General features: G+C 55.7%; 23 protein-coding genes and 2 tRNA genes. 12 read left to right on the top strand and 13 right to left on the bottom strand.

What is annotated here, in order from left to right:
* From WC598_RS15095 to WC598_RS15055, 9 genes are all read left to right on the top strand, one after another.
* The coding region (locus WC598_RS15095) for a 30S ribosomal protein S19e (protein ID WP_372962335.1) at positions 1-516 on the top strand (516 nt) is incomplete at its 5' end.
* An 8-nt stretch (positions 517-524) separates the two neighbouring features.
* Positions 525-863 carry a DNA-binding protein gene (locus WC598_RS15090; RefSeq protein ID WP_372962336.1) on the top strand — a complete coding sequence of 113 codons (339 nt, stop codon included), beginning with the start codon at positions 525-527 and terminating at the stop codon, positions 861-863.
* On the top strand, positions 863-1,450 hold the full coding sequence (locus tag WC598_RS15085) for an alpha hydrolase (protein ID WP_372962334.1): 588 nt from the start codon (positions 863-865) through the stop codon (positions 1,448-1,450). The genes WC598_RS15090 and WC598_RS15085 overlap by 1 nt, the downstream gene beginning before the upstream one ends.
* 16 nt (positions 1,451-1,466) lie before the next feature.
* Complete coding sequence (locus WC598_RS15080; protein ID WP_372962333.1) at positions 1,467-1,619, top strand: 50S ribosomal protein L39e; 153 nt, start codon at positions 1,467-1,469, stop codon at positions 1,617-1,619.
* A gap of 3 nt (positions 1,620-1,622) precedes the next feature.
* A complete protein-coding gene (locus tag WC598_RS15075) occupies positions 1,623-1,889 on the top strand; it encodes a 50S ribosomal protein L31e (RefSeq protein WP_372962332.1) in 267 nt (88 codons plus the stop codon).
* Between the two features lies 1 nt (position 1,890).
* A complete protein-coding gene (locus tag WC598_RS15070; RefSeq protein ID WP_372962331.1) occupies positions 1,891-2,553 on the top strand; it encodes a translation initiation factor IF-6 in 663 nt (220 codons plus the stop codon).
* Positions 2,554-2,559: 6 nt separating this feature from the next.
* Positions 2,560-2,742 carry a 50S ribosomal protein L18Ae gene (rpl18a, locus tag WC598_RS15065; protein ID WP_372962330.1) on the top strand — a complete coding sequence of 61 codons (183 nt, stop codon included), beginning with the start codon at positions 2,560-2,562 and terminating at the stop codon, positions 2,740-2,742.
* Positions 2,743-2,963: 221 nt separating this feature from the next.
* On the top strand, positions 2,964-3,704 hold the full coding sequence (locus tag WC598_RS15060) for a hypothetical protein (RefSeq protein ID WP_372962329.1): 741 nt from the start codon (positions 2,964-2,966) through the stop codon (positions 3,702-3,704).
* Between the two features lie 493 nt (positions 3,705-4,197).
* Complete coding sequence (locus tag WC598_RS15055) at positions 4,198-4,677, top strand: Rid family detoxifying hydrolase (RefSeq protein WP_372962328.1); 480 nt, start codon at positions 4,198-4,200, stop codon at positions 4,675-4,677.
* Positions 4,678-4,704: 27 nt separating this feature from the next.
* Here the strand turns inward: WC598_RS15055 and WC598_RS15050 are convergent, their stop codons facing one another.
* From WC598_RS15050 to WC598_RS15040, 3 genes are all read right to left on the bottom strand, one after another.
* Entirely contained in the window at positions 4,705-5,955 is a 1,251-nt protein-coding gene (locus WC598_RS15050; RefSeq protein ID WP_372962327.1) for a zinc ribbon domain-containing protein, read from the bottom strand.
* Between the two features lie 185 nt (positions 5,956-6,140).
* Positions 6,141-6,830 carry a hypothetical protein gene (locus WC598_RS15045; protein ID WP_372962326.1) on the bottom strand — a complete coding sequence of 230 codons (690 nt, stop codon included), beginning with the start codon at positions 6,828-6,830 and terminating at the stop codon, positions 6,141-6,143.
* 11 nt (positions 6,831-6,841) lie between these two features.
* Positions 6,842-7,159, bottom strand: coding sequence for a DUF5611 family protein (locus WC598_RS15040; RefSeq protein ID WP_372962325.1), 318 nt, complete (start codon positions 7,157-7,159; stop codon positions 6,842-6,844).
* A 35-nt stretch (positions 7,160-7,194) separates the two neighbouring features.
* Between WC598_RS15040 and WC598_RS15035 the strand changes: the two genes are divergently transcribed.
* Both WC598_RS15035 and WC598_RS15030 read left to right on the top strand, forming a co-directional pair.
* Positions 7,195-7,932, top strand: coding sequence for a proteasome assembly chaperone family protein (locus WC598_RS15035; RefSeq protein ID WP_372962324.1), 738 nt, complete (start codon positions 7,195-7,197; stop codon positions 7,930-7,932).
* A 6-nt stretch (positions 7,933-7,938) separates the two neighbouring features.
* Positions 7,939-8,337: a DUF473 domain-containing protein gene (locus WC598_RS15030; RefSeq protein ID WP_372962323.1), complete on the top strand. Its 399-nt coding sequence runs from the start codon at positions 7,939-7,941 to the stop codon at positions 8,335-8,337.
* Between the two features lie 17 nt (positions 8,338-8,354).
* Here the strand turns inward: WC598_RS15030 and WC598_RS15025 are convergent, their stop codons facing one another.
* Together WC598_RS15025 and WC598_RS15020 are read right to left on the bottom strand one after the other, a co-directional pair.
* Positions 8,355-9,101, bottom strand: a complete 747-nt coding sequence (locus WC598_RS15025; protein WP_372962322.1) for a PEGA domain-containing protein — start codon at positions 9,099-9,101, stop codon at positions 8,355-8,357.
* A 199-nt stretch (positions 9,102-9,300) separates the two neighbouring features.
* Complete coding sequence (locus WC598_RS15020) at positions 9,301-10,572, bottom strand: PEGA domain-containing protein (RefSeq protein ID WP_372962321.1); 1,272 nt, start codon at positions 10,570-10,572, stop codon at positions 9,301-9,303.
* Positions 10,573-10,737: 165 nt separating this feature from the next.
* Here WC598_RS15020 and WC598_RS15015 point away from each other — a divergent pair.
* Positions 10,738-10,812: transfer RNA gene (locus WC598_RS15015), tRNA-Arg, on the top strand.
* A 593-nt stretch (positions 10,813-11,405) separates the two neighbouring features.
* On the opposite strand, the gene WC598_RS15010 is transcribed toward WC598_RS15015, so the two are convergent.
* From WC598_RS15010 to WC598_RS14975, 8 genes are all read right to left on the bottom strand, one after another.
* A complete protein-coding gene (locus tag WC598_RS15010) occupies positions 11,406-11,882 on the bottom strand; it encodes a NusA-like transcription termination signal-binding factor (RefSeq protein WP_372962320.1) in 477 nt (158 codons plus the stop codon).
* A gap of 1 nt (position 11,883) precedes the next feature.
* The gene (locus WC598_RS15005; RefSeq protein ID WP_372962319.1) at positions 11,884-12,174 is read right to left on the bottom strand and encodes a 50S ribosomal protein L30e; all 291 of its coding nucleotides are present in this window, start codon (positions 12,172-12,174) and stop codon (positions 11,884-11,886) included.
* 29 nt (positions 12,175-12,203) lie between these two features.
* Entirely contained in the window at positions 12,204-13,379 is a 1,176-nt protein-coding gene (gene rpoA2 / locus WC598_RS15000) for a DNA-directed RNA polymerase subunit A'' (protein WP_372962318.1), read from the bottom strand.
* Between the two features lie 2 nt (positions 13,380-13,381).
* Positions 13,382-16,021 (bottom strand): DNA-directed RNA polymerase subunit A', encoded by a 2,640-nt coding sequence (locus tag WC598_RS14995; RefSeq protein WP_372962317.1) that lies wholly within the window; start codon positions 16,019-16,021, stop codon positions 13,382-13,384.
* Between the two features lies 1 nt (position 16,022).
* Positions 16,023-17,840, bottom strand: coding sequence for a DNA-directed RNA polymerase subunit B (gene rpoB / locus WC598_RS14990; RefSeq protein ID WP_372962316.1), 1,818 nt, complete (start codon positions 17,838-17,840; stop codon positions 16,023-16,025).
* Positions 17,837-19,402, bottom strand: a complete 1,566-nt coding sequence (locus tag WC598_RS14985; RefSeq protein WP_372962315.1) for a DNA-directed RNA polymerase subunit B'' — start codon at positions 19,400-19,402, stop codon at positions 17,837-17,839. The genes rpoB and WC598_RS14985 overlap by 4 nt, the downstream gene beginning before the upstream one ends.
* A 9-nt stretch (positions 19,403-19,411) precedes the next feature.
* Positions 19,412-19,663: a DNA-directed RNA polymerase subunit H gene (locus tag WC598_RS14980; RefSeq protein ID WP_372962314.1), complete on the bottom strand. Its 252-nt coding sequence runs from the start codon at positions 19,661-19,663 to the stop codon at positions 19,412-19,414.
* A gap of 76 nt (positions 19,664-19,739) precedes the next feature.
* Positions 19,740-19,813 (bottom strand) — tRNA-Lys (locus WC598_RS14975).
* Positions 19,814-19,815 lie beyond the last annotated feature (2 nt).

Genomic DNA, 19,815 nt, shown 5'->3' with positions numbered 1-19,815 from the left:
GTTCCCCCCGCATGGGCTGCCTTTGCAAAGACCGGGGTACACAAAGAGATGCCCCCCGAAGACCCCGACTGGTGGTTTACCCGGGCAGCAGCAGTTTTGAGACGCGTCTATGTCGACGGCCCCCTGGGTGTCGAACGGATGCGGAGTTTCTACGGCGGCAACAAGAACCGCGGCTCAAGGCCGAACGCATTCCGCAAGGGAAGCGGGTCTGTTCTCCGTAAGTCCCTCCAGCAGCTTGAAGCAGCCGGCCTTATCATCCACGACAAGACCGGGCGCAGGATCTCTCCCGCAGGCATGGCATTCCTCGACAACCTGTCGAACGAAGTCAAGACCACCCCGCCGGCACCCGTGCCCAAGCGTGCAAAGCCTGTAGCCGAACCTGAAGCCAAGAAGGCTGACACCAAGAAGAAGGCAAAGGGCGGAAAGGATGCAGCAGCGGCAGAAGGCGCTGACGGCGCAAAGCCCGAGAAGAAGACTTCCAAGAAGAAGTCTGAGAAGACTGAAGCACCCCAGTGAGGTGAATGATGGGAGACGACGAGCTAGCAGAAATCCGCAGACGCAGGACGGCACAGCTGCAGCAGCAGGCTGGCGACCAGCAGGGTATGCAGGAAGAGCTCGAACGCCAGCAGCGGCAGAAGTCTCAGATCCAGATGATACTCATGCAGGTTCTCGAGCCCGATGCACGGGAACGGCTGAATACCATCAAGCTCACCAAGCCGGAATTTGCCGGTGCGGTTGAGCAGCAGCTGGTTGCGCTTGCCCAGAGCGGCAGGCTCAAGCAGAAGATAACCGATGCACAGTTCAAGGAGCTGCTTAGGCAGCTCGCGCCTGCAAAACGGGATTACTCCATTACCAGAAGATAATGAAAATCGGAGTGCTTTACAGCGGCGGAAAGGACAGTTCCCTTGCAGCAATAATGCTGGGTACGTATTATGAGGTTGAACTCAACACGTTCGTGTTCGACCCCCTCCGCCAAATCCCGACGTTGGAGGCTGCGGCTTGTGCATTGGGGTTTCCCTTGAAAAAAAGGGTATTTAGAAAAGGGTTGTTGGACGAGATGGTTGATCTGGTAAAAGCGTGCGGGTACCCGAACGATGCAATCAACAGAGTGCACCAGACCGCCGTCGAGTCGCTTGCAGGTGAATATAACGTGGTCGGGGACGGTACACGGTTTAATGACCGCGTCCCGATGCTCACCCGCGAAGCAGTCCAGAGTCTTGGCAACCGGACAGGGTGTTCGTACGTGCGGCCCCTCCTTGGGTATGTCAAGCCCGAAGTCGACCGTCTGGTGAACCGGTTCCTTGTCGTGGAATACGGCGAGACCGGGACCATCCGGAACGGCGATTACGAGTCAGAGATCAGGGATGCAGTCCGGGCCCGCGGGCTCGATGTGGCCTCCCTGTTCCCGGCACACCACGACCAGTCGCTGGTCGTGGGAAGGAAAGAATAATTATAGGTGAAGGAACATGAGCAAAGTAAGCAAAGGCAGGAAAATCCGGCTGGCAAAGGCATGCGACCAGAACCGGCGCGTGCCCCAGTGGGTAATGGTCAGGACCAAACGCGCGGTGGTTGCGCACCCGAGAAGGCGAAACTGGCGCAAGAGCACGCTGAAGGTGTAAGCAATGGCAGAAAAAATGCAGGAGCACGTATATATCATCCCCCTGCGGGATGCCCGGCGGATGCCCCGGTGGAAGCGAGCCAACGGCGCCATCAAGGATATCAGAAACTACCTTGCAAAGCACATGAAGAGCGAGGAAGTCAAACTCGACCAGGCCATCAACGAGAAGGTCTGGGCCCGGGGCAGCTCAAAGCCGCCATCAAAGATCCGGGTTCGCGCCATGAAGATGGAGGACGGGCAGGTTCAGGCAGAACTTGCACCGGAATCGTAAGATGGAACGCACGATCACATTTGCCGGTGATCCGAACATCGGGGTTTTTGCCCGGGTGGTCGGGGACATCGCCATCATACCCCCGGAGTCTCCGGTGGAGTTCAAGGCCGCAGTACAGGATGCTCTCAAGGTCAAGCTGGTGGAGACCACCATTCAGGGTAGTTCCATCATCGGATCGCTCGTTGCCGGCAACAGCCGGGGCGTTGTCGTGTCCGGGCTTGCCACGGAAGAGGAACTCGCCATGCTCTCCGAGCACCGCGATATCTTCCTCCTCAAGGAGGGCATGAATGCAGCGGGCAACGTGATCCTGGCAAACGATACTTTTGCCGCAGTTCACCCCGATATGCCTGTTGACATGAGCAAGGCTATCGCGGAGTTCCTCGGTGTTGAGCTGGTATACCTGACTCTTGGCGGTGTCAGAACCGTCGGGATGGCAGGAGTTGCCACCAACAAGGGTGTCATCGTGCACCCCCGGGCTTCCGCGGCTGAACTCTCACGGCTCGAGACAGTTGCCAAGGTGCCGGTCGGTACCGGTACTATCAACATGGGCAGCAATCTTGTCGGGACCGGCCTGCTCGCAAACGAGAGCGGGTACCTGGCCGGCAATGCCACGAGCGGGTTTGAACTGGGCAGAGTAGAAGACGTATTTGGATTTCTGGAGTGAGGACGAATGGTAGATCAGAAGTTTGAAGTGAAAGGCACATTTTTGATGGGCGAGGACTGGATGCCGTACACGAAAGTGATTGCGGCACCCAACGAGAGGCAGGCCGAGGAGCGCACGTTTGCAGTCATCGGCAGCAAGCACAACCTCAAGCGCCGCTACATCAAAGTCGATGCCGTGAAGGCTGTTTAAGACTTTTAAGTCATTTTTTCTTTTATCCCTTTTACCCGCAATCCCCGAGGCGTTTGCGGTGTTTTTCTTGTAACTCGTTCTGTTGTCTGCGGGGTATCCCATGCTGAATGAAGGCAGCTGACGGGACTGCACGATTCCAGACTGCGAGAAGAAGAGAGGGGTCGGGTTTTTTAAGATCACAACCGGCTTTTTTATAGCGCTGTATGCCGGATAATTCAGGTATGAAGGAAGATACACGCTGGAAGGTGCTCGTGGCCGTCGCGCTCATCACCCTGACCCTGTTCCTGATGACGCTCCATTATGCGATCTACCAGGATACCCACCACCTGTTCATATATTTCCTCGGGGACCTTGTCTTTGTTCCCGTGGAAGTCCTCTGCGTGACCCTGATCATCGACGGGATGCTGGAGTCCCGGGAGCGGAATCGGCGGATGGAGAAGCTGAACATGGTGATCGGGATCTTCTTCTCCCGGGTGGGAACCCCCCTCCTCGCCATGATGGCAAAGGCTGACACCTGTTCCGGCCCCATGCGGGACCAGGTGGCCACGACGGACTGGAATGCGGAAAAGTTCAGGGCAGCCCATGCAGGGCTCGGCCAGTGGAAGTGCAGTATCAATTCGGCGCAGGTGGACCTGAACGCCGTGCGGGAATTCCTTTCTGCCAATGAGGACTTTCTGATCAGGATCGTGGAGAACCCGATGGTCTTCGAACACGAGTCCTTTACCGATCTCATCTTTGCGGTCACGCACCTGACGAGCGAGCTGAAGGCCCGGGGCGACCTCTCGCACCTCCCCGCAACGGACATCGCACATCTCAAAGGGGATGTCGAGCGGGTCTACCTGCGCATGGTGCCCGAGTGGCTGCACTATATGGAATACCTGCAGCGCTCGTACCCGTACCTGTTCAGCCTCGCAATGCGGACAAACCCGTTCGATGCGAACGCAAAGGCGGAAGTAAGGTGAAGGGATAAAACCCCTCCCCACATCAATTTCCGCCCCACCACATCTATTTTCGGTCGTAAACCGTCTTTCTAAAAACCCGTTTTCCGGCACGGTCATGGGGGGGCAGGCCCCCCGTCACTTGGATCAGGGAGGGGGGTTCCCGCGATTTGGAAAAAAAACACGGAGGGGGGTCTGCCGGGGACCCCCCCCTCCTCAAAAGTGAGTAACCGACGGTTTTTCCAGGCGCTCTTTTCGGAGAGCGCAGACATTTCTGACGTGACCTGAACAACCATACGCTACCCATAACTGAACAGGGGGGTCTGTCCGGCACGGAGGAGGGAGGGGGGTCTCCGGGTAACCACCCCCCCCATTGGGCAGGGGGGGTCCAGCTGTTTTAAAAAAACAGAGTGGGGGGGTAAGCAGGAGACCCCCCCCATAATTCCGGACAAAATAATGGATACCCTTATGAGGAAATCATGAGACCATACCTGTCAGAGTATTCAAAGGGAGTATCATGGACAGTTCTACGAAGATCATAGTTGTTCTGGTGTTCATCTGCGGGCTCCTTGCCGGAGTTGTGCTGACCGGCGTTCTTTCCCCCCAGACTGTACACCCGGGAAAGACGGTCATCTATTCAAAAAAAGCCCCGGAGCCAATCGGGCCGTACAGCCAGGCCGTGCGTTACGGGAACGTTGTGCACCTTTCAGGCCAGATCGGTATCGATCCCGTAACCGGTACCCTGTCCGGTACAACCGGGGGACAGACCACGCAGGCAATGGAGAACCTGCATTCGGTCCTGAACGAGTCCGGCCTTGGCTTTGAAGACGTTATCCAGACCCGCATCTATCTCGTGAACATGAGCGACTGGACAACCGTAAACGGGATCTACGGCTCCTATTTCACTACCAGTTACCCGGCCAGGTCTACCGTGCAGGTAGCAGGACTGCCGAAAGGGGCAGCAGTCGAGATCGAGATGGTTGCAAAGGAGCGGTAACGAGCCCCGGGATCATCAAAAAAGGGATCAGAAGAATTTGACCCGGACCGGGCCTGCCTTGAAGAGCCCGAACGGCATCTTGACCCGGTCGCCATACGCAGTCTGGAGCAGGGTCGTGAACCGGTCGTCTTCGGCAATGGTGTATTCGAATTTGCCATCCAGGGTCTCTACGAGCATCTTGACTTCGTGCCAGTCCAGGCCGGCGTTCTGCGTCTCGATGAGCTTGAGCTTGATTGCCGTGACGCGCTGGTTCTCGATGGCAAAGTTGCCCGGGGTCTCATGGAGCGCCTGCTCGGGGGGGATAGTCTCGTAGCGTCTGCCAAACCCGAAGGAGGCTGCCATCTGGTCGCCCATGATCCCAAAAAACCCTTTTCCCTCGGCCTTTGCCTTTGCCTGGGCTTCCGCAATTGCGCCATTCAGCATCGGCTGTGTCAGCTTCGCGAGGATCATACGCCGGCCGGTGACAACAATCGTATAGGTATCCCATGCAGCACCAAACATCTTCATCTTCTTGGCATTCGGGATCACCCCAAGAACCGCCTCACCACCGGCAGGAATTGGGGAGGATGCGGAAAGAGAAGACGCAACCGGTGGCGCAGCGGGAGCCGGGGCTGCACCAACCGTTACGCCACACCCGCCGCAGAACCGGGCGGTCGGGCTCATCTGCGCACCGCAGTTCCCGCAAAACTTTCCTGCCGAGGCCGAAGCGGCAGCCGGGGATTCAGGGACGGGGGACGGCACCGGGGCCGGCGTTGTCCGGGCACCAACTGCAGGACCGCCGCAGATACCGCAGAACTTCTCATTACCGGTCAGCGGACTGCCGCATCCTGCACAGACATATCCTTCCGGCGCTGCTGCAGGAGGTGCCTGAACCGGGGCCGGAACAGGAGCCGGCGCGGGGGCCGAAGGCTGGCCGGCCGGGGCGCCGCAGGTGCCGCAGAATTTTATACCGGGATCCATACGGGCACCACAGGCCGAACAGATCTGAACAATCTGGCGGGATGCCACCGGGGGGGGGGCCGGGACAGGTTCCGGTTCCTCGGGAACAGCCATTGCCGGCGGGACTTCGGGAGCATCGGTTATCTTTGCTCCACAATTCGCACAAAAGATCTCATCCGGCGCATGAGGGCTGCCGCAGGACCGGCAGAGCCGCATCTCGGAGGGCCTGACTACCGGAACTTCAGGAGCCTCATCCTCTTCCAGCTGCGATGCACCGCAGGCCCGGCAGAATTTCGCCTTCGCAGCAACACTTTTCCCGCATTCAGGACAGTAGGGCATAACAAATCACGTACCAAGAGATTCATCATGCGGATTTATGAGCCTTGCCTTAAGATTTCCGCCAATCAAGGCAGGAAGAAGCGATCAGCATATGGCTCCCAGGACTGCACCGCATACAACCGCACCCCGAAAGCACGCATACCATAAAAACGGGATCCTGACCCGGAAATGGGGATCGGTTCGGTTCAGAGTTTTGATGCGGTTGTGACCGGGGCATATTTTTTTGCCAGTGCCCGGACCGCCGGGAAATTCTCTTCCGTACAATACAGAACAACCGGGCTTATCAGGTATTTCGAGCGGAAGACAAGGGACCGCACCCGCGGGTAGACAGAGATATACCGGACGTCTTCCCACGGAAGGACATTACATTCCTGCGACATTGCAATCAGGCCGGCGCCGGTGCCGGACATCGACCCCAGCACCACCGACCCTGCCGTTGATACGCGGTCGAGTTTCTGCGTGGTTCTCCCGGCATTGTGGGCAACTCCCCCGCTGCTGATAAAAAATTCCGTTTCCAGGCCGCCGCGGGTTACCAGCTGGAGAACTGCCATGATGACAAGCATCAGGACCGCAAGGAAGAGGGCAAGAACAAGGAACAGCAGGAGCATCTCCCACGACCCGGTTCCCAGCGAGAAGATGCTCCCGAAAACAATACCGATCAGGAAGGGGATCCCGGTACACTGGAGCACCAGGTACGGGTTGGTGATGAGGGGGATCTTCCGGGACCAGGTAAGACCCTCTGCCGGAGCATCAGGAGGGAGGTCCATATCAAAAGAATGATCGTCAGGAGTAACACGGGAGAGGCGCGCCCCGCAGGCAGTACAGAATGAGTTATTGGCACCTACGCTCTTCCCGCACGCCTCACAGGTGATCATTTCAGTCCAGCCTATTCCTCAGCCGGGGTCTTGGCCCGCTTTACCCGCTCTTTTGTGGAGAAGCCGGTCACCGCATCAAGGTATTTCCGGAACCGCTTGTTGGTGTCGATGATCACGTCATCGGCAGCACTTATGTCGGATTCCGTATCAATGATCACGGACTTCAAGCCGGCACCAAATGTGACATCCAGCCGCTTGAGCGCACCGAATTTGATCTGGTAGCCCTTAGCGGTTTTCTGCGGTTCTGCGCCAAAACACGCCTTAAGTTCCGCTACCGCACGGGTTTCGAGGTCTTTTGTCAGCCCGCGTTTGATGGGATATTCTTGCATACTACTTTTTTAGGTAGAGGGTGTATGTTAATTTAATGACGGCAGACTTCTCAAGCGACCTCAAGATTTTTTCCAAGCCGCTTCCCACCAACGGGGCGGTGCTCATGGGCTTCCCCGGCAGCGGCCTTGTGGGGACGATCGCACTCCAGTACATGGTGGACCAGATGGAGTTTGAGCTGATAGGCTCGATAACCTCGAAATTCTTCCCGCCCCTTGCCATGATGAACCGGGGCCTCATCAACGATCCGGTCCGGGTGTACGCGAAGAATGACGAGAAACACAATATTGCTGCCATTGTTGCCGATGTCCCGATAGCCCCGATGATCTGTTACGAGATCTCGAACGGCATCCTGGAATGGGTAAACCAGTTCCAGCCAAAGGAAGTTCTCACCATTGCCGGGATCATCACCAACGAGCCGGAAAAGCGGGTCTTTGGGGTTGCCACCACACCTGAAGCCCTCACCCGGATCGAACCGCATACCATGGTCCTTCCCATCGGGAGCATCTCGGGGATTGCGTCGAGCATTCTCACAGAATGCAAAGTGCGGAACATCCCGGCCGTGGGGCTCCTTGGCGAGACCGTCAATGCGCCGGACCCGCGGGCGTCTGCGGCAACGATAGAAGTGCTCAACAAGATGTACAACCTTGCGCTCGATATCCAGCCCTTGATCGAGCAGGCAGTCGAGATTGAGCAGAGCATGGGAAAGCTGGCCGAGGAAGTCCAGCAGTCTGCCGACAATACGCCTAAAAAAGATCTGCCAATGTACGGGTGACCTGAAATGAGATGCGCAGCGTTAACCAGTATCTCTCCCGAGGTGATCAAGGATCTCAAAACCGGAAGGCCCCGTACCATCGAGATCCAGAGTACCCACAATGTCGTAACGATAGCAGAAGTTGTGCCGGGTCCCGAAAACCATATCTTCTTAACATCGGTTGACACCGAAGATCTTGCACCGGGCGATCCAGGGATCTGTGTCTATGTCCTTGCCACCACGATCAGCATGAAACGGATCATGGAGTTCTCCCACGGACTCTATTACGAGGAGCGGGAGCGGATGTCTGCCCGGGTCCAGGTGAAATTCTGTGCCACCTCGGTTGTCAAAGAAGTATACCGGGATGGGCTCTGCAAACCAACTGCCGTGGATGTTCTCAAGAACGCGTGCTATCACGCAGGATAAACAGACTACGTTCTTTTTTATTTCCTGCGCAGTACCGCAATTCCCAGAACGATCCCCCCGATAACAACGGCCAGGTCAACCGGAGAGGCTTTCGGGGTATCCGTAGGCCAGGGAGTAGGTATTTTCAGGGTGGTTGTCTTGCGGGCAATGGTCTGTTCCGTGGTGACCGGGGCGGCAACCGCGACAAGGGTTGTCTCCGGGACGGTTGTTGCCGTTGTGGCCGGTGTTGTAATGGCGGTGAGCGCATTGTATACCGTTGTCTGGTTTCCGGAGGTTACGGTAATACTGCTCGTCCAGTCGGAATAGCCGGTCAGCTGGAGGAGGAGGGTGTAACTGCCGACCGCGATACTGGATATGGTCATTGGCGTTGTGCCCTGGTACACGGAGTCCAGGTAGACCGTGGCCAGGGACGGGTAGGACCCGATAGAGATGCTGCCATTGACCACCGTCTCAGCCGTGGTAGTAACGGTTGTCACGTCAGTTGTCGCCGCGGTCGCAGCAGCAGTTGTAACCTCCGTTGTGACGGCAGATGTCGCGTCCGTAGTTGCTGCAGTTGTTGCAATAGAGGTAGCCTCGGTGGTTACCGTGGCGGTTGTCGCGGTCGTGGTTATTTCAGCGGTCGTGGTCGTGACAGCAGCGGTTGTGGCAGTTGTTGCTGCGGTGGTTGCTGCGGTCGTTGTTTCAGTACTGGTTGCATCTTCCGCTGATACCGGCACGGTTATCAGGATCAGGACAAGGAGGATGGACAGAATGGCGTTTCTCATGGGGTCCCTCACGGGAAATGACGCAGTGTTGTAAAGGATACGTTACATTTCGTGGATCCTGCTTTTTTGAATATGCAATAAATATTGCATTCATGGGAGGAGTGAGATGATTCTCCCTGCAGGGATAAGGATACTTAAAAAAAAGTGAAAAACCAGGGCCCGGGGGCCTCAGAAAAACACAAAAAAGAGAACGCGAGGATTACTCTTTTCGCAGGATAACGAGGCTACCAAGGCCAATAGCTGCGAGGATCACCAGGGGGTTTATTGGCGATGCAGTTGTAGGTGTGGCGCTTGGCCAGGGGGTGGGAACCTTGACCGTGGTTTTTTTGGTGGTCTGGACCGTGGTAAATGTGGGTATTGGCGTTGATGCGGGTGTGTCCGTGTAAGTCGTTGCCGGGTTCAGGTAGGCATAGACCTGCGTGGTGTTGCCCGGGGTTACCACAGCCTGGGACGTATAGTCAGCATATCCCGATCTCTGCATCCGGATAAAATAGGAACCGGGAATCTGGTCGTAAAGCGAGAATGGGGTTGTGCCAATCTTCGAGGCATTGAGGTACACGCTTGCACCGGATGGGCTGGAACCGAAGCTGATGGTGCCGTTGACGGTATTTGCTGATGTGATGGTGAAGGTAAGGCCGCAGACTGCATCCGAACTCGGATTGATAACACATACCTGGTAACTGCCAGGTACCTGGTTTGTCAGGTCAAATGTACCGGCGATCGTTGTTGAAGTAAGGGAAGTAACCGTGCCGTAAATGTCATTGTATCCAGTCCGTTTAAGGCGCATAGTTGCGGAGCTCAGGAAATTGGTGCCAACCAGGTTACCAATGGTAACGGTTGTATTGGTGAGAGCGCTCGTTGGGGTTATAGATGAAAGGGTGGCTGTATTTGCTGAAGATCGAATCTCAAATCCATCGCTCCGGGTGGCCGATTGTCCGTCAGGATTGGTTACAATAACATTCCAGTTACCCGCTGATTTTCCAGATATTGGGAGCGAGCAGGTTAGTTGAGTCGACCCTGAAACCGTACATGTGCCTGTGATATTAGTCTCCCCGGATTTCGCAAGTATTACAGAAGGGACGGTAGTCGAGAACCCCGTACCAGTGATGATAATATTATTAACAGCAGAACTGTTGTATCCATATGCCGGGGACAGGGCGCTGCTGATGGTCGGGGCGAGTGGATTCTGGATCAGTGAAGCCGTAACAGTTTGCGTCCCACCATCAGTGACAGAGACGGTTGTTGTATAACTCTGGTATCCGGTCAGTTGTAATACAACAACACGATCACCAACCGCAACATTCTGAATAGTAAAGGGTGTGGATATTGTTGTCCCTGAATTCTCATTATCGATTAAGATAGTTGCTCCAATCGGAGAGGAACTAACGGTAATATTTCCCAAAGCAGATACGGTCACCGGCAGTAGCAGGATCAACAAGAGAACAGATGCGAGAAGTATTGTTCGTTTCATACTATCACGTTCCTTAACCAGTTAAATGTAAATTTTGCGCGGAGGGGGGATATATTTTTGTAAATTTATTTGAACCGTGCAGACAGGGCACTGTGCATTCAAGGAGATTCTCCCGGTTAAGAAACAGATTAATTACCCCGCACGGCGTATGTTATTGGCATCAGGGGGCCTGTGGCTTAGCCTGGACATAGCGCCGGGCTTCTAACCCGGATGTCGGGGGTTCGAATCCCCCCAGGCCCGCTTTTCTCTATCGTTATTCCACCATCAACTGGTTTTTAGAGTGTTACAATCCAAAAAACCGATATCAGTTTGCTATTCTTGTGGTAAAAAACAACTTTGTTGAAATACACAGGTACGGGGATTCATACCCGGACAATGAAAAAAATATCGCGATCGTGATCGCGGTTGAAAACCATTCGCTGATCAATCGAACACAAATTTTTATTTTTCATGCGCACGTTGATTGAAAAATTTTCAGCAGACCCTGAGAGAAAATTTTCAAACGCACCATGGTTGAAAACCGTGCCTGTGATCAGTCCTTCGTCGTAACGGTTCGTGTGCCCTTGTGTACAGGCAGTTAACTTTTGATCATCAAACCCTGATGAAATTTTTTTTTGCAGACTCCGGTTTTTTATTTTCAATCAGACTTTGATTTCAAAAAAATCATCGCGATCGTGATCGCGGTTGAAAACCGTTTGCAGATCAATCGAACCCTGATTTTTTTTCAAGCGCACGTTGATTGAAAAAGCCTGAACCGGATCAACACGGCGATTTCTCGGGAGGGGCGGCGCGGAAAACCCGGAAGAGAATGGATATAAAAACAGAATAAAAAATCAGATCTGGCCCGGCTCATCTTCAGCCTGGCCATCCATGGGTTTTTGCAGGATCTGAACATCGGCAATATTGTGCTGGCGCAGTGCCAGTTTTTTTGCCTTGAAGATGTTCTTACCATCCTTGCCGATAGCAATACCCCGGTCTTCATCGCGCACTTCGACCGTGACCGTCTGTTCCTCCGGCTCGCCTTCGAAGAGGATGGAAGTAACCTGGGCGGGCAGGAAACAGTTCTTGATGAACTGTTCCACGTTGCTGTTATATTCCACAACTTCAACTTTCTTGCCCATCACTTCGGATGCCTTCTTGATGGAGGCACCTTTCTTCCCGATAGCGAGGCCCATATCGCCCGGGTTGATAACAAAGATGAGCCGGGCATTGCGGTCATCGACCACACAGTCACGGCTCCCTGCGCCTGTCAGGCTCTCGAACTGGGAGATGAGGCGCATGCAGTCTTCTGTCAGTACCACTTCTACCATATCATACCCTCTTAAGAGAGAGAATGTCTGACTCGCCCGGAGTGACGATGGCAAGGGTGCTGACCATGAAGGGTTTACCGCAGGCTTTGCCGAGTGCCACGCTGGAGCCCTCGAAAGTGTGGATGAAGAGGTTCTCGTAGGCAGAAAGTTTGGAGGCGAATGCCGCCGGGCAGTTGCCTGCTACGACGACCATCTGGGCCTTGCCCTCTTTGATGCATTTCTCTGTGTTGTTCTGGCCAAGAATTACATTTCCGGTCTTGATTGCTCTTCTGAGTGAAGCATTAAAATCCATGTACAATTCCTCTGGTTTTTTAGGTTTGTTTAATTGTTATGTTGTCTGACTGCGATCAGTTTCACATCGCCGGTTCCCAGCTGGATTGGCTGGCCGACAATGACGTTCTCGGTTACACCGCTTAGTTCGTCTACTTCATTTGCAACAGCAGCGTCGAGCAGGTGGTTGACGGTCACTTCGAAAGCAGCCCGTGAGAGGACGCTCTCTTTCTCGCCCGCAATACCGTGACGACCGATCTGTTTGACTTCGCCTTCCATACACATCATATCGGAGACGAGCATGAGATGGCGGACATCCACGAGGATACCCTGTTCGTTCAGGGTCGAGACCGCTTCATGGATGATCGCGTTCCTTGCAGCCTCGATACCGAGTACGGATGCAATCTCACTGATGTTGTTTGTGCGGGTCCGTGTGGTGTCCACACCAACGACATCAAATACGTCTTTTAGGTTGGAGCCTTCAGTATAAAGTATATACTCTCCGGACTCTTTTCTGACGACGACCCTGAGGATGTCATCAATACCCTGCACGATCACGTTCCTGACGTGTTCGGCTAACTGGAAGAGATTCTGGTAACTCTCCTTGTCCTTGGGGGAGAAGATGATCGTTGCCTTGGCCTCGTCGATCTCGTGTTCGAAGTCGCGGTAATGGCGGCGGTCGCGGATCTTCTTGGGGGCAACGTCCATGATCTCGGCAGCAGCGATCTTGCGCTTATCGCAGACCTTGGTGTTGAGGTGAACGATGACATGCATGTTCTCCATGTCGGTGGTGATATCCCCGAATTCATGGAGAGGTGCTGCCTCGATCTGCCAGCTGACTTCCCGGGCCTTGTCCCGGTCGTTGCCGAACTCTGCCTCAAGATACACGGTCATCGTAGGCGTGCTGGGCTCTTTCCTCGCGTCCATGATCTCAATAAGACGCGGGAGACCAAGGGTAACGTTGATCTCGGCGACACCCGCATAGTGGAACGTACGCATCGTCATCTGCGTGCCAGGCTCACCAATGGACTGGGCAGAGATAACACCAACCGCCTCGCAGGCCTCAATTCTCGTGGACTTGTACTCGTTCAGGACCCGTTCGAGGATCAGTTTGAACTGGTTGTCCGTGAGCTCCTTTTCACCGAGGAACTTTCTGAGCTGGTCCTTGGTCTTCTGGGGAAGTTCCGCAGCCTCGACTTTCTGGTCGTATTTTTCTGCAAGAGGCATGGTCAGCACTCCTCCTTTAAGATACTCTCAACAATGCCTTTGACATCCACCGGGTCACCAAATGCGCTCTTGGTTGGATCCGTGCCATCTTCACCGTACTGGAACTGGATAATTTTCCCTCCGGTTGAACGCACAGTGCCATCATACGCAACCTTGAGATCCTGAAGCGCGTTGATCATCCTGCGCTGGAGGTACCCGCTCTGGGACGTACGGACTGCGGTATCAACGAGACCTTCACGGCCACCAATGGCGTGGAAGAAGAACTCAGTAGGGTTGAGACCACCCTTGTAGCTGTGCTGGATGAACCCGTGGGAATCGGAGCCCCGGTCACCCTTCTTGAAGTGCGGGAGGGTCCGGTCGTCGTACCCTCTGACGATACGCTCACCACGGACGGACTGCTGGCCGATACAACCGGCCATCTGGGTCAGGTTCAGCATTGAACCACGGGCACCTGATACGGCCATCAGCACGGCGCTGTTCCCAAGACCAAGGTGACGGCCTGCAATCTGACCGGTCTGGTCACGGGCTTTTCCGAGCACCTGCATGATCTGCATTTCGAGGGTTTCCTCGATGGTCCGGCCGGGCATGGGCTCAAGCTGGCCATCCTCGTAGATCTTGATGCGGCGGTCAACATCGAGCGATGCATTTTTCAGCACTTCATCGATCTGGCCGTACTCGGTCTTGGAGAGGTCTTCATCATCGATACCGAACGAGAAGCCGTCGATCATGATGCCCCGGATCGAGAGCTTGGTCAAGTCATCGATGAACTTGGCTGCCCGCTTCATGCCCTGCTGGCGGATGATGCGGTTGATGATCTGGCCGTCGAATGCGCCGATGGCCTTCTTATCGATGGTCCCCATTTCAAGGATACCGTCGATGACGCGGACATACGCATCCCGCTCGCAGGTCTCTTTCTTGCAGACATCGCAGTTCTGGCAGGAGCTGGCCTTGAAGACCATGTTGAGGCTTTCGGGAAGAATGACAGAGAAGACCTGTTTGTTGGTCCAGTACTCGACACCGTTCTCAACTTTGCCGGGAGCGGGCATCCTCTCGACACCGGAATACCGGAGGAGATAGAGGGCCTCTTCCTTGGTGAACCACCGGACATCGTGCGTGAGCATGAAGATCCCCGAGACGTGGTCATGGATACCGCCAATGACGGGACCGCCGAAACGCGGGGATAAGATGTTTTCATGAACGGAGAGGAGAATGGTTGCCTCGGCCCGCGCCTCTTCGGTCTGAGGGACGTGCATGTTCATTTCATCCCCATCGAAGTCGGCGTTGTATGGCGGGCAGACTGCAGGGTTGAGCCGGAAGGTCCTGCCTTCCATGACCTTGACCCGGTGGGCCATGATACTCATACGGTGCAGCGAGGGCTGACGGTTGAAGAGCACAACATCCCCGTCGCGGAGATGGCGCTCGACCATGTAGCCGGGCTCGATCATATCGGCAACCGTGTCGAGATTATCGGAACCCAGGCGGAGACGGCGGTTGTCCGGGCGGATGACATAGTTGGCGCCGCAGGGGGCGTTGACATCCGGGCGGAGAGGGCCGTTTCTCACAATCTGCTTGAGCTCCTCAAGGTTATAGGGGGTAACCCGGACCGGAATTGTCATCTCATTTGCCACGGCACGGGGGACACCCACCTGGGAGATCGAGAGGTTCGGGTCAGGCGAGATGACCGTACGGGACGAGAAGTTCACACGCTTACCGGAAAGGGAGCCACGGAATCGTCCGTCTTTTCCCTTCAGGCGCTGTGAGAGGGTCTTTAATGGCCTGCCACTGCGGTGACGTGCCGGGGGACAGCCTGCAACTTCATTGTCCAGATACGTTGTGACGTGGTATTGCAGGAGTTCCCAGAGATCCTCGATGATCAGCTGGGGGGCACCTGCATCCTGGTTCTCCTTGAACCGCTGGTTGATGCGGATGATATCCACGAGCTTGTGGGTCAGGTCGTCTTCCGACCGCTGACCGTTCTCAAGGATAATGGAAGGTCGCATCGTAACCGGCGGGACCGGCAGAACGGTGAGGATCGTCCACTCGGGGCGGGCAACCTCGGGGTTGATACCGAGCGGGATTAAATCCTCGTTCGGGATCTTCTCCATGCGCGCACGGATATCGGCAGGGGTGAGCTTGTGCTCCACCTTCTTGCCTTCCTCAACCATGACTTCAGAGAAGGTGGTTGGCTTCTCGAAGTTGATCTTGAGCTGCTGTTCTCCGCAGTGCGGGCAGACGCGCTCCTTCTTGACGTCCTTTTCCGAGAGCAGGTCGCCGGTCTGGTCGTCTTCAGTACCAACTACCTTCTCGATCTCCTCGGGGGAGAGAAGCACCCGTCCGCAGGAGCGGCAGGTGACACGGAGAAGTTTCCGGATAAGCCGGGTGTAACCGACATGGATGACCGGCTTGGCCAGTTCGATGTGGCCGAAGTGGCCGGGACACTCGCTTGCTTTCTGGTCGCAGGTCTTGCACCGGAGACCGGGGTCGATAACACCAAGATTCAGGTCCATCAGGCCCTGGGGGTAGGGGAACCCGTCATCATCATAGGTGTCTGCCCAGATGATCTTCCGGACACTCATCTCTCGGATTTCCTTAGGGGATAACAACCCGAACTCAATCTGTCCGATTCGTTTTGGGGATGGCATCTTATACCACGTCCTGTAATTTCAGCCGGGGTGCGATACCCATACTCTTCATCTCATCCAGCAGGAGCTTGAACGCGTAACTCATCTCGACCGAGTAGATATCGGTCTCGTTACCGCAGGCAAGGCAGCGCGTCATGTTGCGCTTGCGGTCAAGCATTGCCACCATACCGCAGTGGGCGCAGACATACTCGTTCACCTTGTCGGACTCATCCAGCAGGCGTTCCTTGAGGGCCATGGCGGCACCGTGGCCGATCATGACATCCCGTTCCATCTCACCGAACCGGAGTCCACCCTCACGGGCACGTCCTTCGGTTGGCTGGCGGGTTAAGACCTGCACCGGGCCGCGGGAGCGGGCGTGCATCTTGGACGAGACCATGTGGTAAAGCTTCTGGTAGTAGATGACACCGATGTAGACATCAGCCTTGAAGGACTTGCCGGTGATACCATCGTACATGACTTCCCTGCCATTGTGGGAGAAGCCGAGTTTCTTTAAGGAGGCGCGGATATCCGCCTCGCTCTCGCCACCGAATGCCGTGGCATTGATGCGCCGGCCTTCGAGGGATCCAACCTTGCCGCCGATCATCTCGAGCATGTGCCCGATGGTCATACGGCTTGGGATTGCATGGGGGTTGATGACGAGATCGGGGGAGAGCCCGCTCTCGGTGAAGGGCATGTCTTCCTGGGGGGTGATGAGACCAACGACCCCTTTCTGACCGTGCCGGGATGCGAACTTGTCGCCGACTTCCGGGACACGGAGGTCACGGGTCCGCACTTTCACGAGACGGGAGCTGTTCTCTCCTTCCGTGATGATGACCGTGTCAACAATACCATGCTCGTTGCTGCGCATCGTGACGGAGGTGTCGCGGCGTTTCTCAACGGCAATAAGTTCCCCGGAGGGTTCCTCAAGGAACCGGGGCGGGGAGGTCTTGCCGATGAGGACATCCTTCTCGGCGACAACGGTCTCGGGGTTGATAACACCGTCCTCGTCAAGATTCTTGTAGGAGTCGGCGCCGTGTGCACCGGCTACATCCTCGTCGGGAACCTGGATCCGGTCGATCTGGCCGCCCGGATACCGGCGCTCTTCGCCTTCGTAGGTCCTGAAGAAGTGGGACCGGCCAAGGCCGCGCTCTATGGAGGCCTTGTTGAAGATGAGCGCATCTTCAATATTGTAGCCTTCGTAGGAGAGGATGGCGACAACGAGGTTCTGACCTGCCGGCCGGTCGTCCGAGCCGATCAGTTCCGAGGTCTGGGTGTGGGTGAGCGGTTTCTGGCAGTAGTGGAGCAGGTGACCACGGGTGTCGGGGCGGAGTTTCATATTGGCCGCACCAAACCCGAGCGCCTGCTTGACCATTCCTGCACCCATCGTAACACGCGGACTTGCATTGTGTTCGGGGAACGGGACGTGAGCTGCACCGATACCAAGGATCAGGGAGGGGTCGATCTCAAGGTGGGTGTGCTCGGGCGTCAGTTTCGAAAAATCCATGGCAATGAGGAGGTCTTCTTCCTCTTCCGCATCGATGAACTCAATCAAGCCCCGCTTGACAAAGGAGGTCATGTCGACTTCCTTACGCTCGAGCTTCTTGAGATCCTCATCCGTTATGAGCGGTTCGCCGTTTTTCAGTACAATGAGAGGGCGGCGGGCCCGGCCGCGATCGGTCAGGATGACGACATCGCCATTGTACTCCTTGTGGGAAACATTCACTTCAGGAGCTATGGCGCCCTGCCGGCGCATTGTGCGGATGCTGCTTACCAGGGTCTTCGGGTCATCAACAAGCCCTATGAGGGCCCCATCGACAAAGACGCGCGATTTCTTACTCATGATTCACCCCGGATGTGCTCAACACCGAGATTATGCAGGATACGCAGGATCTCTTCTTCATCTTCCACGCCTTTGCTGATCTCCACCATCTGGGCGAAGTTCTTGACAAGCCCACAATTCGGACCTTCTGGGGTCTCGCTCGGGCAGATCCGGCCCCACTGGGTCGGGTGCAGGTCACGGGCCTCGAAGTGAGGCTGCGACCGGGAGAGCGGCGAGATCACACGGCGGAGGTGCGAGAGCACGGCCATGTGGTCGATACGGTCGAGGAGCTGGGACACACCGGTCCTCCCGCCAACCCAGTTACCGGTGGCAAGCGGGTGGAGGAGACGCTCGGTCAGGACATCGGCACGCACCGCGGTCGCGATCGACAGGTCGCGGTGGCGCATGCTGGCCCGCTCAAGCTGGTACTTGATATCACGGGTCAGCCGGTTGAGCGAGATACGGAAGAGGTCTTCCATCAGGTCGCCCGCAAGCTTGAGCCGCTTGTTCGAATAGTGATCCTTGTCATCGATCCTGCGCTTGTTGAGGACGAGGTCGAAACAGGCCTCTGCCATACGGCCGAGGAAGTGCGCTTTTGCAAGGCGGACCGAGAGAACCGCTTCCTGGTAGCCCTCGTCTCCTTCCTTGAGGTTCAGCGGCATCGAGTAGTTGAGATGCGGCAGGAGATAATTGTCGAGAACGAACTCCGCGCGCTTACGCTGGTAGTCCTTGGTCTGGTTCGGGGCGAGTTTCTTACCCACGTACATGACACCACCCTCGACAGAATCGCACTCGCTCTCCTCCAGGTTCTGCATCATGAACGTAAGGATATCCTCATCAGTTGAGACCGCGTTCACGACTTCCTGGTCATTCGTCATACCCAGTGCCCGCATCAGGTCCACGAACTTGAGGTGCCCGGCAACGGAGGGGAAAGAAACCTCAAGAAGGTTCTTCTTGTTCCGCTCGACTACAACAAGTGCGCGGTAACCACGGAACTGGGAGAACACCTTGGCTACATAGATACGCTCGCTGTAGCGCTCGGTGAACTCGGTCATGATCTTGTTGGACGCAAGGTCCTCAAGAGTCATGAGCACGCGCTCCGTGCCGTTCACGATAAAATAGCCGCCGGGGTCGAATGCGTCTTCCCCATGCGAGACGCGCTGGGCATCATCCATGCCGTAAAGGTTGCAGACCCTTGAACCGATCATGACCGGGAGTTGCCCGATGGTCGTGATGATCGGTTCCTGCCGGTCTTCACCATGGACAAGCGTTAAGCCCAGCTGGATTGGTGCCGCATAGGTCAGGTTGCGCAGCCGTGCCTCGCACGGATACAGCTCGCCCTGCGAACCATCCGCTTCCCGCACGAGTGGCCGCTTGACCTCGATATTGCCGAGTTCCACCCAGACCGGCTCATTGTTCTTGCCCCGGTTTTCGATGTCAGTCTCGATTACCCGCTGCTCGTTGACCACTTTCTGAAGATTGTACTTTAAGAAATAGTTGAAGGAGTCAAGCTGGTGGCGCGCAACATGCTCCCGTGAAAAATATGCCCTCGATAAAATGCTTCTGTCTATCAGACTGATCAACCCCGGAATTTATTTTTTGGGTCTCTTGACTACGAGGCGGAATGCCTCAGCTCTGCCAGCCGTGTGGCTTGCCCTGATAACCCTAATCACATCGTCAGGCTCGGCGCCTACTGTTTTTACCGCAGGATCGTCATGGTAAATTTTTGGTAATTGTTCCGTAGTAATGTTGTAGTGGGAAAGGAGTTCCGATACCTCCTCTTCACTCATGATTTTATGGTCTGGCACCATCACGTGCTTCAACACATTCAGTTTGGTGCTCAATGAAAAACCCCCTCACAGATGAACAGATTTCCTCTCAGATGCATCACCGCAAAAAACCCACGATTGCTCGTGGCAACGGGCCCGGAGGGATTTGAACCCCCGACCACCTGGTTAAAAGCCAGGCGCTCTACCGAACTGAGCTACGAACCCAC

Source organism: Methanoregula sp., from assembly GCF_041645475.1.
Classification (GTDB): domain Archaea; phylum Halobacteriota; class Methanomicrobia; order Methanomicrobiales; family Methanospirillaceae; genus Methanoregula.
The sequence above is the reverse complement of the archived record's forward strand: the minus strand, read 5'-3'. Positions and strand labels throughout refer to the sequence as shown.

Coding starts and splice junctions, on each gene's coding strand:
- WC598_RS15035 (WP_372962324.1), top strand. CDS start 7,195: ATGACGGCAGACTTCTCAAGCGACCTCAAGATTTTTTCCAAGCCGCTT.
- WC598_RS15085 (WP_372962334.1), top strand. CDS start 863: ATGAAAATCGGAGTGCTTTACAGCGGCGGAAAGGACAGTTCCCTTGCA.
- WC598_RS15050 (WP_372962327.1), bottom strand. CDS start 5,955: ATGCCCTACTGTCCTGAATGCGGGAAAAGTGTTGCTGCGAAGGCGAAA.
- WC598_RS15045 (WP_372962326.1), bottom strand. CDS start 6,830: ATGATCACCTGTGAGGCGTGCGGGAAGAGCGTAGGTGCCAATAACTCA.
- WC598_RS15090 (WP_372962336.1), top strand. CDS start 525: ATGGGAGACGACGAGCTAGCAGAAATCCGCAGACGCAGGACGGCACAG.
- WC598_RS15055 (WP_372962328.1), top strand. CDS start 4,198: ATGGACAGTTCTACGAAGATCATAGTTGTTCTGGTGTTCATCTGCGGG.
- WC598_RS15070 (WP_372962331.1), top strand. CDS start 1,891: ATGGAACGCACGATCACATTTGCCGGTGATCCGAACATCGGGGTTTTT.
- rpoA2 (WP_372962318.1), bottom strand. CDS start 13,379: ATGCCTCTTGCAGAAAAATACGACCAGAAAGTCGAGGCTGCGGAACTT.
- WC598_RS15075 (WP_372962332.1), top strand. CDS start 1,623: ATGGCAGAAAAAATGCAGGAGCACGTATATATCATCCCCCTGCGGGAT.
- WC598_RS15030 (WP_372962323.1), top strand. CDS start 7,939: ATGAGATGCGCAGCGTTAACCAGTATCTCTCCCGAGGTGATCAAGGAT.
- WC598_RS15060 (WP_372962329.1), top strand. CDS start 2,964: ATGAAGGAAGATACACGCTGGAAGGTGCTCGTGGCCGTCGCGCTCATC.
- WC598_RS15080 (WP_372962333.1), top strand. CDS start 1,467: ATGAGCAAAGTAAGCAAAGGCAGGAAAATCCGGCTGGCAAAGGCATGC.
- WC598_RS15010 (WP_372962320.1), bottom strand. CDS start 11,882: ATGGTAGAAGTGGTACTGACAGAAGACTGCATGCGCCTCATCTCCCAG.
- rpl18a (WP_372962330.1), top strand. CDS start 2,560: ATGGTAGATCAGAAGTTTGAAGTGAAAGGCACATTTTTGATGGGCGAG.
- WC598_RS15025 (WP_372962322.1), bottom strand. CDS start 9,101: ATGAGAAACGCCATTCTGTCCATCCTCCTTGTCCTGATCCTGATAACC.
- rpoB (WP_372962316.1), bottom strand. CDS start 17,840: ATGAGTAAGAAATCGCGCGTCTTTGTCGATGGGGCCCTCATAGGGCTT.
- WC598_RS14995 (WP_372962317.1), bottom strand. CDS start 16,021: ATGCCATCCCCAAAACGAATCGGACAGATTGAGTTCGGGTTGTTATCC.
- WC598_RS15005 (WP_372962319.1), bottom strand. CDS start 12,174: ATGGATTTTAATGCTTCACTCAGAAGAGCAATCAAGACCGGAAATGTA.
- WC598_RS15020 (WP_372962321.1), bottom strand. CDS start 10,572: ATGAAACGAACAATACTTCTCGCATCTGTTCTCTTGTTGATCCTGCTA.
- WC598_RS15040 (WP_372962325.1), bottom strand. CDS start 7,159: ATGCAAGAATATCCCATCAAACGCGGGCTGACAAAAGACCTCGAAACC.